Source organism: Pseudomonas sp. AC229, assembly GCF_979254655.1.
In genome coordinates, this window is the sequence record NZ_CEEDHK010000001.1 from 55,918 (window position 1) to 70,673 (window position 14,756).

Genomic DNA, 14,756 nt, shown 5'->3' on the forward strand with positions numbered 1-14,756 from the left:
ATAAAGATAAAAACAGTCCGGCACGCGGACTACTCGATTCGGTAGTGAAAGGTGTTTTTCACGTTGGCCACGCTCACGGCCTGGCCGTCGACGATACGTGGCTGGTAACGAAAGGTGCGCGCGGCGGCGAGCGATGGCCGCACCAGCAGCGGGTGGCATTGCCCCAGCACTTGCGGGTTATCCACCCGGCCTTGGGGCGTGACGGTGTAGGTGACGGTGCAGTCGCCTTCGATACCTTTCTCCAGCGCTTTGTCCGGGTACTCGGGGGCTTCCTTGCTCACCGGCAGATACGGGCGACTCTCGGCCGCCAGCTTCTCGGCGGCAGCGCGGGCGCTGGCTTCGCGTACCGCAGCGGCGGCTTGCTGTTGGCGTTGCTGTTCGGCCTGGCGTTGCTGCTCCATCTGGCGCGCTTGGGCCTGTTGCTCACGCTGCTGTTGCTGCGCTTTTTCCTGCTCCTGCACGCGCTTGCGCGCCAGGGCGGCGTGGTCAATAACCGGCGTGGGCTTGGCCGGCGTTTTAACCGGCTCAACGGGTTTGGCGACCTCGACCGGCTGCGGTGGTGGGCTGATGATTTCGGCCGGCGCCGACGCCTGAACTGGCTCAGGCAAAGGCGCAGGCGGTGCCAAGGTAATCAATTGGGTGGTCAGCGTTTGCACCTGCGGCTCAGGCGGCGGCGTGGGCTGCCAATGGCTGACCAACGCCACGATCGCCAAGCCATGCACGCCAGCGGCGACGGCCATCGCCAATGCTTGCCGCAGCCATTTGCGGTTGGGCAATTGCAGGCTCGGCATCGGTTGCAGGCTTGGCATTAGCGCAGCACTCATTGCGGCGCCTCGGTGATCAGGCCGAGGTTGCGCACGCCGCCTTTTTGCAGCGCCGCCATGCCGGCCACCACCGTGGCGTAGTCGGTGTTGTGGTCCGCGCGGATGTACACCTGAGTGTCGCCGCGACTGGCAATGATGGCGCCGACCTTAGCGGTCATTTCCTCCAAGCCCACGGCGCTGTCTTGCTGCTCGTGGCTGTCCAACTCAGCGCCGACATTCCAGTAGTAGCCGCCGTCGGCCTTTACCGAGAGCGTCAGGATCTGCTGCTGGCTGGTGGTCGCCAGCGCCTGGGCGGCCACCTTGGGCAGTTCGATTTTTACGCCCTGGGTGAGCATCGGCGCGGTGACCATAAAGATCACCAGCAGCACCAGCATCACGTCGATGTAGGGCACCACGTTCATTTCCGCTTTCGGGCCGTGCTTGCGTTGAGGCTTGCGCATGGCGAATTCCTCAGGCCGCGTGCGCGAGGCGCGTGGAGGCTTGCAAGGCGCGGTGCAGGCGGCCTTGCAGCTCATTGCCAAAGCTGTAGAAACGCGTGCTCAAGGTTTCCACGCGGGCGGCAAAACGGTTGTAGGCGATCACCGCCGGAATGGCCGCGAACAGGCCGATGGCGGTGGCGATCAGCGCTTCGGCAATGCCCGGCGCCACAGTGCCGAGCGTGGCCTGTTGCACCTGCGACAAACCGATAAACGAATTCATGATCCCCCACACCGTACCGAACAGGCCGATGTACGGGCTCACCGAGCCGACGGTGGCGAGAAAGGCCAAGCCCTTCTCCAAGCGTTCCTGCTCTTCGCTGATGCTCACCAGCAAGCGTCGCTCCACGCCATCGACCACGGCTTCAGGCGTAATGCCTGGCTCGCGGCGCAGGTGGCTGTATTCGCTGAAGCCTTCGTGAAAAATGCGCTGCAAACCGGCGTCGTCGTCGGCGTTTTCGCCGCTGTCGCGGTGCAGTTGCGCCAGGTCGTTGCTGTTGCGAAAGCGCAGTTGAAACGCTTTAAGCAGGCGCTCGGTACGACCCAGCAGCAGGCTGCGCTGCACGATCAGGTACCAGCTGACCAACGAGGCCAGCAGCAGAATCAGCATCACGCCTTTAACCAGCAGCGAGGCATCGTTGATCAGGCTCCAGACGCTCATCTGTTCGAGGGTGCTGTGCATGGTGCGGCTCCTTCTTTTCTAACCCCGCCGTGACGGGGTTGTGATCGGCTATTCGATTACGTTGATGTTGCGAACTGATGACAGCCCACTACGGCAGGCGCAGCGCCTTGGCGACATCACTCCAGGGCACCAGCTTGAAGTTCTGCGTGCTCTCGGGCATGCGCTTGCGGCCGTCTTGCACCACCAGCAACCCCTCGCTCCAGGCACCGCCGAGGTTGGCGCCAGTCACTTCCAGGCCATCGGTTTCCGAGGCGCCGTCGATGCCCAATGCACCGTTGAGGCCGACGCGAAACGCGCCGCGCACGGCGAACGGCGGCTGCGCATCGAGCAGCACATAGCTGTCGTTGCCCTGGCTCGACACCACCAAGTAATTGCCGCGCGGCCCGTGGTACAGGCCCATGCCTTCAACGTCGGCCTTGAGCACATCGCCAACCTTGAGCACGCTGGTCAGCTCGCCCGAGGCGTCCGGGCGCGCGTCCAGCGTCCACACGCCAACGTCTTCCTCGCCAATAAACAAACGCTGCTGGCGGTCATCGGCGACGCAGCCTTCTGGCTGGCTGTCGACCTTGAAGCGCCGCACCTGCTGGCCCTGAATCTGGCCCTGCACGTCGCTCAGGCGGTACTGCAGAAAGGTGCCGTCTTTGCCGTTGGCGAAGGCATACAGCTCGCCGGGCGCCGGCTGGAACAGGCAGATGCCGTAGATTTCCGCCAGCGGCGTGCGCACTTCGCCGGCCTCGCGCAGCACACCCGTGGCGCGGTCGATGGCGAACAGGCTGATGCTGTTGCGATCGCGATTGCTGGCCACTGCCAGGTCAATCGGTTTGCCCGCCAGGGTAAAACCGGCGCGCACATCGACGTTGTTCAAACGGCCCACCGGCAGCTCTTGCAGCAAGCGGCCGTCGAGGTCATACGCCAACAGGCCCTGCTTTTTATTGGTGCCGAGCACGCGGGACAAGTGCGGCTGCGTCGGGTGCAGCCACACGGCCGGATCATCCGCCGCATCGCCCTGGCGCCCGACCGGTTCGGTCTGGCGCAGCGCCGGCACAGCGGGCAGTCGCGGTGGCAAGAGTTGCGGCGTGGGCTTCCAGTTGAGCTGGCCGAGATAGACGCGCTTTTGCTCGCCGTCTTCCACCAACAATTCCACGCCGTTGGCAGTCACGCGGGCGTCGAGGCGCTCGGGCTCCGTGAGGCCATCAAGGTGCAGGCTGGCGACGCTTTTCCACTGCTCGGCGTCTTGCTGATACAGATTCAGCGTGGCGCTTTCGGCGTCCAGCGCCACCAGGCCACCGGGCAGGCTGACCATCGCTTGCGGGCTGCCGGCCAGCGTGCCGAAGGGCGCGCGAAAATCGACCGGCACCCGCGCGGTGTCGGCTTCCGGCGCTGCGGAGTAGGCCCACAGGCCGACGTTTTCCTCGTTCACATACAGGCGATTGGCGGCGTCATCGGCATGGCAATACTCGGCGCCTGGCGGCGTCGGCAGGCCGCGCAGGCGCAACGGCTCCTTGTTCATGTGCGCGCCGCTGCCCACCAGCCATTGCTCGCCCTTGCCGTCTTCGCCGAGCAGAAACAGGTGCAGGTTGGCGGCTTCGTCGCGGTACAGACACAGGCCCGACACGGCGTAATCGCGCGCCGGCAATAACAGCGGTTTGCCCCACTGACGCGTGCGCGGGTCGAGCACCACCAATGCCGCTTGTTGGGTAGCGCCGTCGACGCTGGCCACCAGCACGTCGTTGCCCAGAGAGCGGCTGTCGAGCCCGCTATAAGCGCCCGGCAAACGTGCCAGCTCGGTGCCGTCGCCGGTCAGCAACAGCAAACCATTGCGCTCGCTGGCGGCCAGGCGCAGGTCGCCACTGCCTGGAACATCGGCCGGCAAAAAGCGCACGTCTTCGGCCTTCACTTTTGCCGACGCGCCCCAGGGCGACAGGCTGACGGCGGGCTTGGTTTCGGATGTTTTCGGCAGCCCATCGCAGCCGGCCAGCAGCAACGCGGCGGCCAGCAAGGTAGGAGCAAACCAGGGAGTGCTAAACAACGGTGTCATTCACGGTGTCCTTAAACAAAACGCACACGCCACAGCGCCCCGCACGGGGGCGCGCGGGCGGGATCAGAAGTGGGTGAAGGTCAGGCCGAGCTTGTAGGTCGGACCGTATTCTTCGTACTGCGCGTTGTAAGAACGGCTGCCGGTGTACACGTAGTACGACTCGTCGGTGAGGTTCTGCGCCTCGAACGACAACTGCAGGTTCTTGGTCAGGAAATAGCGCGCGGTGAAGTCGACAAAGGTTTGATCGTCCACGTGCAGGTCGTGGGCTTTGTCGTCGACCGAAGCGACTTCGAACAGGTAGTCGGATTTGTAGTTGGCCGACAGGCGCAGACTGAGCGTGTCGTTTTCCCAACCGAGCATCAGGTTGCCGACGCTGTCGGACTGAAACGGCAAGTCGATATCGCGCTTTTGTCCTTGCCCTTCAATCTGCGCATCGGAGCGGCTGAAGGTGGCGTTGGCGCCCATTAGCAAGCCATTCCACGGCGCCGGCAGGCTGCTGAACTTCTGCTGCCACGCCAGTTCCAGGCCGTACAGATCGGCGCTGTTGCCGTTGGCAAACGTATTCGCTTGATCGAACGCGGCCCAGCGACCGGTGCCGGCCAGGTCGGTGTTGTAGACAAAGTTTTCGATGTCTTTGTAGAACACGAAAGCCGAGACCACGCCGTCGTCATTCAGGTAGTGCTCAATGCCTAAATCGAAGTTGCTCGACTCCAGCGCGTCGAGGTCGGGGTTACCGAATTCGGCCTCATCGCCATCAATCACAAACCCCGGCGCCAGTTGCTCGAAGGTCGGGCGCACCACGGTGTTGGTCCAGGCGAAACGCACCTGGGTTTGCTTGTCGATCTGGTAACGCACGTGCAGGCCCGGCAACCAGTGGTCGTACTTTCTGTCGGCTTCGCTGGAGACGAAATCGCCGTCTTCAATGCCGGTGCCTTTGGCTTTGAACTCGGTGCCCTCGTAGCGCAGGCCGGTGATGATGCGCCAGTCGTCGACGTCGACGGTGTGCATCAGGTACGCGGCGTTGATGTCTTCGCTCATGTCGAAGTCGTTTACCCGCGACTGTTCCTCGTCGTAAAACTCGCTGCGGTCCAGCCGACCGAGCAGGTTTTTGATCGAGCCGGCGCTGATGCCGGGGCCGAAATTGTCCAGACCGTAGTGCACGGTGCCCTTGGTGAATTGAGTCAGCGACAGCTCGTCGTCGGTGATGCCGAAGTTGTCGAAGTCTTCATAAGCCCAGCTGTCGGTGTCGTTATCTTTGTCGCGGCGGCTGAGTTTGCCGCCGAACTTCACCTGCGCCGTGTTGCCGGCCAGCTCGTAGTCGCGGGCGAAATCGAGCTTGATGTTTTTCTCGGTGTCGGTGGTGTTCTGCTCTTCCCACTCGACGCTGTCGAGTTCGAAGTTGGCCGGGTTGTAGAAGTCGCTGCCAATGTTCAAACGCGGTTTGCGCGTGCTGCTAAAACCGCTGTCGGCGAAATCGTCGGTGCCCTCAAACGTGGCCGAGGCGATATGGCCGGGGCTGTCTTCACTGGACTCGCTCCAACCGGCCTGGGCGTTGATGGTCCAGTCGCCACGCAGGTGTTCGCTGCCGAGCACGTAGCTCTGAATCTTTTGCGTTTCTTCGCGGCTTTTCAGCTCGCGCCAGCCTTCGCTTTCGCCCAGCTCGCCAGCGGCTTGCGCGTCGGCAAATTCGACGCCGGCGGCGTTGCGGGTTTCGCTGTCTTTGTAGCGGCTGTAAAGGGTGCGCAGGTAATAGCTGTTGTAGTCGTCGGCCTGGTAGTCGAAGTTCAGGCCCAGGCCGGTGCGCTCGCGGGTGATGTCGTAATCGCGCTGTTCGAATTCTTCCAGCTTGGCGCCATCGGTGAAGTCCCAGGCGCCGCCGGTTTCGACGTTGTCGGAGCCAAAGTCACGCTTGCCCCAGCTCACCGCTGCCGCCACGCCGAAATTGTTGGTGCCCTCGCCCAGGCTGAAACGGTCGCTCACCGCGCCGGACACTTTCGGGCTGTTCTGGGCCGTGTTGTCGTCGTGACTGCCTTCAACGCTGCCGGTGTAGAACAGGCCCTTATGGTCGAACGCGGAAAGACTCTGTACCTCAATGGTGCCGCCGAGCGAGTTGGCGTCCATGTCCGGGGTAAGGGTTTTGATCACGCTCAGCGACTGCACCAATTCCGAGGGCAACACGTCCAACGCCACCGCGCGGGTGCCGCTGTTGGGCGAGGGAATCAGCGTGCCGTTGATGCTCACGCTGTTCAGGTCTGGCCCCAGCCCGCGCACGCTGACAAACCGCCCCTCGCCCTGGTCGCGCTCAACGCTCACGCCCGGCAACCGCTGCGCCGCTTCAGCGACGTTCTCATCGGGCAACTGGGCGACGCCGTCGGCACTGACCACGCTTTTCACGGCATCGGAGGTGCGCTGTTCCTTGATGGCTTTGTCCATGCTCACGGCCTGGCCGACCACGTTGACGTGCTCGGTTTCCGACGGCTCGACGGCGCACGCGGCGCTGGCGGCCATCGCCAGGGTTAGCGCACTAAGGGCATGCCCGGCGCGGCGGGCGTGGCGAAAACTTCTGGTCATCGGTAACTCCCCAAGAGGCCGGCAGGACCCGGCAAGTGGAGCGACACGCTAGGCAGCGGCCATGACGCTTCTGTGACAGCGCGGGACGCCAACCCAGTAAAACCGGGGGTTTGACGGGGTTACACAGGGTAAATGGGCTGAAATGACCCGCCGTTTTCCGGCCACGGGCCACGGCTTATGGCGGCAAGTAGCCGCAGCACAAAAAAACCGCACGAATGCCTGAGCCCAATTGACCTCCCCCGCTGCAACCTGAGCGTCATAAAGCGCTGGTTAGCTGAGCGGCATCAGTTCGGCAACCTGGCTTTTCAAGGGCTCGGGTCCGCCGCCTTCCGGGAGCCCGTCGATGTCCAACCTTCTTCACCACCACCGCCTGAAACTCACGGCGCTGTTTCTGGCCGCCAACCTCGGTTTGCTGTTGCACCTGGCGGCGGGCGATTTAAAAGCCATGGCCGAATGGGTGTGGCTCGATGTGGTCGGCGAAGGCGGTTCGGCGTTGTTGGCGCTGGTGTGGTTGGGGCTGATCCTGAAAAGCCGGCCGGCCGGACGGGTGACTAACCTGCTCGCCATCGGCCTGAGCTGTGTATTTTTTTCCTGGTGGATCGACCTGCTCGACGAATTTATTCGCCTGCCCGACAGCGTGGTTTGGGATCACTGGCTGGAGTCGGGGCCGATGCCCATCGGTTTGCTGTTCCTGACCTATGGCATCTACCACTGGCACCACGAGCAGTTGGCCATTTCTCAACAAATGGAAAAGCGCGAGCGCCTGTTTCGCGAGCATCGGCTGTTCGACAAACTCACCCCGCTGGGCGGTGCCGACTACCTGCGTCGGCAGTTGGAATTGAGCGTGCAGCACAGCGCCCAGGCGCAACAGCCCCTGTCGTTGGTGGTGGTGGATATCAATAATTTCGACGGCATTAACCAGCGCTACGGCCACGACGAAGGCGACCGCGTGTTGCAAGCCATGACCCAACTGCTGCTGCTCAACGTGCGCCAACAAGACCTGCTCTGCCGCCTGGCTGGCGACCGCTTTGTGGTGCTGCTGCCGGCCACTGGCGAAACCCTCGCCAGCCAGTTCGCCGGCGAGCTGGCCGAGGCCGTGCGGCACCTGGCGCATAAGTCGCGTCAGCACGGCGAGCGCATTCAACTGAGCGCCACCGTGGCCACGGTCATGGCCCTGCAGGAAACCCCGGACAGCCTGCTGCAACGGCTGAACCTGGCGTTGGCCAAAGCCAAGCGGCCGTTGGCCCTGAGCGCGTGAGGCAGCCATGACCCTGGCCTGCCCCTGGTACGAATGCGACAGCCGCCTCATCGCCGCGCATCAACAGCCAGCGACATTGATCGAGCTGTGCCTGTCGCGCGGCATCGACAGCCACCGGCTGCTGCGCGGCACCGGGCTGTTTATCGAAGACGTGCCCAACGCCGACACGCTGATCAGCCCCACGCAATTTCTTACCCTGATCGACAACGCCCAGCGCTTGCTCGGCGCTGACGACTCCAGCTTTTTGTTCGGCCAACGCCTGCTGCCCGGCCATCACGGCGCCGCCAGCCAGGCCCTGGCGCTGGCCAACAACCTGCAACAAGCCCTGGAACTGCTCGGCGAATTACGCGCCCTGCTCTCGCCCCTGCTGAGCCCGCGCTTATTGCTGGATGAACAGCACGCCTACGTGTACTGGCTCGACAGCTGCGGCGCCGGCAGCCAAGCGCGGTTTCTGCTGGAAGCCAACATGACCGCCGTGGTCGCCATGAGCCGGCGTCTGGGCGGTGAGCACCTGCCCTGGCAATGCCACTTCCGCCAGGCGCCGCCGCGCTATATCGAGCAGTACTGGGTCAACCTTGGCGAAGACCTGCACTTCAACCGGCCCTACAACCTGCTGCGCCTGCCCCGCGAATGCCTCACCCGCGCCTGGCCGCAAACCGTACAGAGCACCGCGCAGGTCGCCTGCCAACAAGCGCGTCAACAGTTGCATGACTTGGGTGCCGAGGCGAGCTTGCTCGACACCTTGCAACGCTGGTTATTTCGCCACGTACGCGAAGCGCCCAACCTCGACCACGCGGCCGCCGCGTTTGCCATGAGCCCGGCCACGATGAAACGCAAATTGCACAAACACGGCACCAGTTATCAGGAGCAACACGACCAGATTCGGATGCTGGTGGCGTTGTATCTGTATCAGGTGAAGGGCTACAGCAATGATGAGGTGGCCAGTCATTTACGCTTTCACGATGCGACGAATTTTCGGCGTTCGTTTAAGCGCTGGACGGGGTTGGCGCCCAGTGCCTTGTTGGCGGTTTTGCGGGGGTGAAGGTCAAGGGCATCGCGGCTAAAGCCGCTCCCACAAGATCAGCGGCAGAGTCAAACTTGTTGTTGATCTGCTCTTGATCCGCTTTTGATCTGGCTTGTGATTTACCCCGCACCGTTTATCGCAGGCCGAGTGGAGTCGACGCGTAGGGGGTTGAGCGGCCGGGAGCCGCGAGAGGCGCATCGGGCCATGGATGGCCCGTTGCGCCGCGCCCCCGGAGCGGCGACGGAAGGAGGGAACCCGCAGCGCAGCGGAGGGCCAAGGTAGGGGCTAGACCTTTTGGTTACTTTTGTGGCAATGACAAAAGTGACTCGCGCGTAAGGCGCGAAACAAAAACGTCCAGCACACGCGCAAACGAATACCTTCGCCGATCCACCGTGTACGGCTTGAAATACTGGATCCCCGCGTTCGCGAGGATGACGGAGGATCTGATAACGAGCGCGGTAGAGAGCTCGCGCGTAAGGCACGAAACAAAAACCCTCAGCACACTCGGTAATGAATACCACCACACCTCGCAGCGCTGGGCTTCGCCTATGGCACAACCCTCACCGCTCCCGCAACGCCTCAGCCTTGGCGCGCAAAATCGGCTTCAGCAAATAGCTCAAGATGCTCTTCTTACCGGTGATGATGTCCACCGACGCGACCATGCCGGGAATAATCAGCAGGGGTTTTTCCTCCGTGCCGAGGTGGCTTTTGTCGGTGCGCAGTTTGATCAGGTAGTACGTGGTTTTGCCGTCTTCGTCGGTCACCGTGTCGGCGCCGATCTGTTCGAGTTTGGCTTTCAGGCCACCGTAAATCGTGTAGTCGTAGGCGGTAAATTTCACTACCGCTTCCTGGCCGGGATGCAGGAAGGCGATGTCTTGCGGACGAATGCGCGCTTCTACCAAAAGGGTGTCGTCCAGCGGCACCACTTCGGCCAAGTCGCTGCCCGGCTGGATCACGCCGCCGATGGTGTTGACCAGCAAACTCTTGACGATGCCGCGCACCGGCGAGGTCACCAGGGTGCGGTTTACACGGTCTTCCAGGGCCCGGCCGGTGGCTTGCGATTTCGACAGTTCGGTGCGCGCTTCGTTAAGTTGGGTAAGCGCGTCGCTGCGGAATTTGCCGCGGGTTTCGTCGATTTTGCGCTCGGCTTCGGTGATGGCCGATTTTGCGCGGGGAATGGCCAGGCTGGTGGCGTCCATCTGCCCACGGTTTTCCACTTCGGCGCGTTTGAGGCGCAGCACTTCCACTTGCGAAATCGCGCCCTGGGCCACCAGCGGCTCGGACATGGCGATTTCCTGGCGCAGCAGGGTCAGGCTGTTGCGGTATTGCTCCTGCTTGGATTGAAACTCGCGCAGTTCCTGTTGCTTCTGCACCAGCTGCTGCTGCAGGCCAGCCACTTCGTCGCTGAGTTGCTGTTGGCGGCTTTGGTACAAGGCCAGTTCACTGGCGGCCTGGCTTGGCACTTTGCTGCTGATTTCCGGGTTGATGACCAAGGGCTTGCCTTCGGTTTCCGCCACCAGACGGTCGACGCGCAGTTGCCAGCCGAGGCGCTCGGCTTCGGTTTCGCCGACGTTGGAAACAAAGCGGGTGTCGTCGAGGCGCACCAGCGGGTCGCCGACTTTGACGATCTGCCCTTCGTGCACAAACAGCTCGGCAACGATGCCGCCTTCCAGATTCTGGATCTTCTGAATTTTTGACGACGGAATGGCTTTGCCGTCGCCACGCGTCACTTCATCGATCTGGGCGAAATGCGCCCAGCCGAACATAAATACGAAGAACGCGATCAGACCCCAAATGGTCAGCCGCACCACGCGCGGCGCATCTTCCACCAGGGCTTTGCTGAGTTCCGGCAGCGGCTCACCTTCGAGCGAGTCACGGCCTTTGAAGTAACGGGCGAGGCTTTTAAGCGACACTGATTTGCCCCTTCTTCAGAGCGTCCATAACAGCACCTTTTGGCCCGTCGGCAATGATCTGGCCTTTGTCGATAATCAGCAGGCGATCCACCAGATCCAGCATGGAAGAACGGTGGGTAATCAGCAGCACGGTCTTGTTGGCGATCATCGCTTGCAGGCGTTGTTTGAGGTGCACTTCGCCGGTGTTGTCCATGCCGCTGGTGGGTTCGTCGAGCAGCAGAATCGGCGGATCTAGCAGCAGTGCGCGGGCCAGGGCGACGTTCTGGCGCTGGCCGCCGGACAGCTGATGGCCGCGCTCGCCTACTTGCAGTTCGTAACCTTGCGGGTGCAGGCGGGCAAATTCATGCACGCCGGCCAGTTCGGCCGCTTGCAGCACCAGCTCGTCTTCCACGTAGCGGGCGCCACTGACCAGGTTGTCACGCAGCGTGCCGCTGAACAGGTGGATGTCTTGTGGCACGTAGCCGATGTTGTGCCGCAGTTCGCTGATGTCGAGCTGACGCATGTCGACACCGTCGATCAGCAGGCTGCCGGAGTCGGCCTGGTGCAGGCCGACGATCAGCTTGGCCAGCGAGCTTTTGCCCGAGCCGCTGCGCCCGATGATGCCGACCTTCTCGCCCGGACGAATCACCAGGTTCATGTTGATCAGCGCGGTGTTTTGCTGCTGCGGGTAGTTGAAGTTGAGCTGACGCAGTTCGATGGCGCCTTGCACGCGCTGACGGGTGAGCGGGCGGTCGTCGGCCTGGCGCTCTTGCGGCAGGTCCATCATCTGGTCGACCGAGGCCATGGTGACCTTGGCTTGCTGATAACGGCTGAGCAGACCGGAGAGTTGCGACAACGGGCCCAGCGCGCGGCCGCTGAGCATGTAGCAGGCGATCAGGCCGCCCATGCTGAGGTTGCCGTCGATGATTTGGTACACGCCGAAAATAATCATGATCACCCCGGCCAATTGCTGAATCAGCATGGTCGAGTTCATCGCCAGGTTCGACAGCATGCGCGCCTTCAGCTCCAGACGGCTGAGGGTGCCGATGGTTTGCTCCCACTGGTATTGGCGTTCGCTTTCGGCGTTGTTGACCTTCACCGCGTCGAGGCCGGCGAGGGTTTCGATCAGGCTGGATTGCCGCTCAGCGGACAGCGCCATGCTGCGCTCGATAGTTTCGGTCAGCGGCTTTTGCAGCGCCCAACTGATGAGCAAGGCCAGCGGGAAGGCCATCACCGGAATCCAAACCAGATGCCCGCCCAGCAGCGCAATCACCAGCAGCACCAGCAAGGTAAAAGGCAGGTCGATCAGGCTGGTAAGGGTCAGCGAGGCGAGGAAGTCGCGCAGGGTCTGAAATTCATGAATGTTCTGGGCAAAGCTGCCGACGCGCTTGGGGCGGTATTTCATCGACATGCCGACGATGCGTTCGAATAGCGTGGCGGAAATGATCAGGTCGGTTTTCTTGCCGGCCAGGTCCAGGCACAGCCCGCGCAGGCTTTTCAGCAGGATGTCGAACAGGTAGGCGCCACTGATGCCGATAGCCAGCACCCACAAGGTGGCGGCGGCCTGGTTGGGCACTACGCGGTCGTACACGTTCATCACGAACAGCGGCGCGCCGAGCGAGATGACGTTGATCAGCAGGCTGGCGGCGATGGCGTCGGCATACAGCCAGCGCGAGCGTTTGAGGGTGTCGCGAAACCACGACGAGGTGCGCGGAATAAGCGAGCCGTTGTCCGCGTCGAATTTGTGTTGCGGCTGGGCGAAGAACACTTGGCCGCTGTAGTCGGCCTGCAGTTTTTCCACGGCCACTTGCACTTCGCCGCCGTCGCTTTCGCTCAGCAGCAGGCGTGCGTAGGTGGCGTCGATGGCCACCAGAATGGCGCTGCGGCCATCTTTGAGCAGCAGCATGGCCGGCAATGCCATTGCAGGAATTTGCGCCAGTTTGCGTTGCAATAAACGGCCTTGCAGCCCGGCACGGGCAGCGGCGCGCGGCAACAAATCGGCGCTCAGGCGCTGGGCCGGCAGCGGCAAACCGGTGGTGAGCATGGCGCGGCTGACCGGTTTCTGATGCAGCGCGCACAGCGACAAGAGGCTGTCGAGCAAAGGGTCGTCATGCTGAGCACGGGGATCATGGTGAGGCTGGGTGGGGCGAACGTCTGATTCCACGCTAAACACTCTTGACGCTGAAAGTGGGGTGTACTTGAGCCAGTTGTATCGGCAACGTCGGATGACGACGTAGGGCAATGCAACAAGGGTGCCTGGACTTTAGCTGGTTGTCGGCGAGGGGGCGAGGTGCGAGATATCTGGAAGGTAAACGCGGGTGGCCGAGGTATGGCCATTCCCCTTCAAGACTCTGGATTCCCGCCTGCGCGGGAATGACGGTGAATTCTTATCTCACTCCGTCATTCCCGCGCAGGCGGCGGTCCGACGATTCGGAATCCAGAATTTCGGCTATGGCATGGACATCCAACACGAACGCGATCCCCACCCAGGCGCAGATCGCTTTTGTTCCAGCCCTTAATTCAACCCCGGCAACGCAATCTTCGGCTTCACGTCGTTCTGCACCACCGTCTCCATCGGCGCCACAACGCCTTGGCTTTTCAGCAAGGTGCCGAGGGTGGCTTGCAGGCGGTACTGGGTGTATTGCTCGGCCAGTTTGATTTCGGCCAGACGGCGCTGGGCGCTGAACAGCTCGTTTTCGCTGTCGAGCAAGTCCAGCAGGGTGCGTTCGCCCAGACCAAATTGTTTCTGGTAGGCGTTGCGCACTTCGCTGGTTTCGTCGACGTATTTCTGTGCGATCGGCAGCTGGGCGCGGGCGTTGCTCAGGGCGTTCCAGGCCAGGCCCAGTTCTTCGTTGAGCTGGCGCAGGGCGTTGTTGCGGATGTCCAGCGCCTCACCGGCCTGGTAGGAGCGCGCTTCCAGGGTGGCCTTGTCGCTGCCGCCGCTGTAGAGGTTGTAGCGCATGCGCACCATGGCTTCCCATTCGTTGTAGTGACCGTCCTGGCCGTCGATGTCGTTGTTGGCGGAGCGGCCCAACTCGGCGTCGAAACGTGGGTAGTAGGTGGATTTGGCAGCGTTGTATTGCTCTTCAGCGGCCGCGATATCCGCTTCGGCCGAGCGCAGCACGGGGCTGTTTTCGATCAGTTGCTGACGCGCCTGCGCCAGGGTTTCCGGCAGTTGCACGCCGGTGGCGGGCTGTTGCAGGTCAACCGGGTCGGCGCCCACGGCGCTGTAGAAGTTGGTTTGCGCATCGACCAGGTTGGTCTGCTCGGTGATCAGGTTGTTGCGGGCCTGGGCCAGGCGCGCTTCGGCCTGGTTGAGGTCGGCCAGACGCCCTACGCCACGGTCGGTGCGCAGGCGAATCTGGTCGTGAATGCGTTCGTGGCTGGTGAGGTTGTCTTGGGCCAAGCGCACCAGTTCCTGACGGGTGAGCATCTCCAGGTACACCTGGGCAACGCTCAGCGCCGTGCGCTCGGAGGTGTTGAGCAAGGCGTAAGCGCGAGAGTTGACGGTGGCTTTGTTGCGGCCGATTTCGCTGGAGGTGGCGAAACCGTCGAACAGCATTTGGCTCAAGCGCACGGTCGATTCACCGCGGTTCAGGGTATTCCAATCGTTGCTGCCAGCCTCGGCGCGGCTGGAGGGATTGTCGGTGCCTTCGCGGCCATAACCGGCCAGCACATCCACTTTGGGCAGGTAGCCGCCTTGGGCAGCACGCAAGCCGGAGTCAGCGGCCAGGCGCCGGTTAACTGCCGCGTGAACCTCAGGGTGCTCGGTGACCGCTTGCTGCATGGCCTCCTGAAGCGACTGAGCGGACACAGAAAAGCTGGCACTTACCGCAAGCGGCAGCAACGCAAAAAGACCAAAACGCATGGTGAGTATTTCCCCTGAAACCTACTACGGACGCCAACTACAGGCTTGTGATGGGCACGACAGCGGCAGATGTTTTACTGGTTTTGATGCCAAAAAATAAGTGAGACCGGCTTCTCAATTCCA

Annotated in this window: 10 protein-coding genes; 2 read left to right on the forward strand and 8 right to left on the reverse strand. The window is 62.4% G+C overall.

The annotated features are described in order from the left end of the window. Positions 1-29: 29 nt before the first annotated feature. The 5 genes from AC0IW7_RS00240 to AC0IW7_RS00260 all read right to left on the reverse strand — a co-directional run bounded on the left by AC0IW7_RS00240 (position 30) and on the right by AC0IW7_RS00260 (position 6,591). Entirely contained in the window at positions 30-824 is a 795-nt protein-coding gene (locus AC0IW7_RS00240; protein ID WP_471815310.1) for an energy transducer TonB, read from the reverse strand. Beyond that, complete coding sequence (gene tolR / locus AC0IW7_RS00245; protein ID WP_122452696.1) at positions 821-1,264, reverse strand: protein TolR; 444 nt, start codon at positions 1,262-1,264, stop codon at positions 821-823. Before tolR ends, AC0IW7_RS00240 begins: the two co-directional genes overlap by 4 nt. A gap of 10 nt (positions 1,265-1,274) precedes the next feature. Further along, a complete protein-coding gene (tolQ, locus tag AC0IW7_RS00250; RefSeq protein ID WP_471815311.1) occupies positions 1,275-1,982 on the reverse strand; it encodes a protein TolQ in 708 nt (235 codons plus the stop codon). 88 nt (positions 1,983-2,070) lie between these two features. Further along, on the reverse strand, positions 2,071-4,020 hold the full coding sequence (locus AC0IW7_RS00255; RefSeq protein WP_471815312.1) for a phytase: 1,950 nt from the start codon (positions 4,018-4,020) through the stop codon (positions 2,071-2,073). Between the two features lie 63 nt (positions 4,021-4,083). After that, positions 4,084-6,591 carry a TonB-dependent receptor gene (locus AC0IW7_RS00260; RefSeq protein ID WP_471815313.1) on the reverse strand — a complete coding sequence of 836 codons (2,508 nt, stop codon included), beginning with the start codon at positions 6,589-6,591 and terminating at the stop codon, positions 4,084-4,086. A gap of 343 nt (positions 6,592-6,934) precedes the next feature. Between AC0IW7_RS00260 and AC0IW7_RS00265 the strand changes: the two genes are divergently transcribed. Together AC0IW7_RS00265 and AC0IW7_RS00270 are read left to right on the forward strand one after the other, a co-directional pair. Continuing rightward, positions 6,935-7,849, forward strand: coding sequence for a GGDEF domain-containing protein (locus tag AC0IW7_RS00265; RefSeq protein WP_471815314.1), 915 nt, complete (start codon positions 6,935-6,937; stop codon positions 7,847-7,849). A 7-nt stretch (positions 7,850-7,856) separates the two neighbouring features. Next, the gene (locus tag AC0IW7_RS00270) at positions 7,857-8,891 is read left to right on the forward strand and encodes an AraC family transcriptional regulator (protein WP_471815315.1); all 1,035 of its coding nucleotides are present in this window, start codon (positions 7,857-7,859) and stop codon (positions 8,889-8,891) included. A gap of 542 nt (positions 8,892-9,433) precedes the next feature. Here AC0IW7_RS00270 and AC0IW7_RS00275 read toward each other — a convergent pair. The 3 genes from AC0IW7_RS00275 to AC0IW7_RS00285 form a co-directional block, all read right to left on the reverse strand. Continuing rightward, a complete protein-coding gene (locus tag AC0IW7_RS00275; RefSeq protein ID WP_471815316.1) occupies positions 9,434-10,786 on the reverse strand; it encodes an HlyD family type I secretion periplasmic adaptor subunit in 1,353 nt (450 codons plus the stop codon). Next, positions 10,776-12,929 carry a type I secretion system permease/ATPase gene (locus tag AC0IW7_RS00280; RefSeq protein WP_471815317.1) on the reverse strand — a complete coding sequence of 718 codons (2,154 nt, stop codon included), beginning with the start codon at positions 12,927-12,929 and terminating at the stop codon, positions 10,776-10,778. Before AC0IW7_RS00280 ends, AC0IW7_RS00275 begins: the two co-directional genes overlap by 11 nt. Before the next feature lie 351 nt (positions 12,930-13,280). Beyond that, positions 13,281-14,633, reverse strand: coding sequence for a TolC family outer membrane protein (locus tag AC0IW7_RS00285; protein WP_471815318.1), 1,353 nt, complete (start codon positions 14,631-14,633; stop codon positions 13,281-13,283). Positions 14,634-14,756 lie beyond the last annotated feature (123 nt).

Excerpts from the sequence above, each read along its gene's own strand:
- AC0IW7_RS00240 (WP_471815310.1), bottom strand. The coding sequence starts at position 824 with ATGAGTGCTGCGCTAATGCCAAGCCTGCAACCGATGCCGAGCCTGCAA.
- tolR (WP_122452696.1), bottom strand. The coding sequence starts at position 1,264 with ATGCGCAAGCCTCAACGCAAGCACGGCCCGAAAGCGGAAATGAACGTG.
- tolQ (WP_471815311.1), bottom strand. The coding sequence starts at position 1,982 with ATGCACAGCACCCTCGAACAGATGAGCGTCTGGAGCCTGATCAACGAT.
- AC0IW7_RS00255 (WP_471815312.1), bottom strand. The coding sequence starts at position 4,020 with ATGACACCGTTGTTTAGCACTCCCTGGTTTGCTCCTACCTTGCTGGCC.
- AC0IW7_RS00260 (WP_471815313.1), bottom strand. The coding sequence starts at position 6,591 with ATGACCAGAAGTTTTCGCCACGCCCGCCGCGCCGGGCATGCCCTTAGT.
- AC0IW7_RS00265 (WP_471815314.1), top strand. The coding sequence starts at position 6,935 with ATGTCCAACCTTCTTCACCACCACCGCCTGAAACTCACGGCGCTGTTT.
- AC0IW7_RS00270 (WP_471815315.1), top strand. The coding sequence starts at position 7,857 with ATGACCCTGGCCTGCCCCTGGTACGAATGCGACAGCCGCCTCATCGCC.
- AC0IW7_RS00285 (WP_471815318.1), bottom strand. The coding sequence starts at position 14,633 with ATGCGTTTTGGTCTTTTTGCGTTGCTGCCGCTTGCGGTAAGTGCCAGC.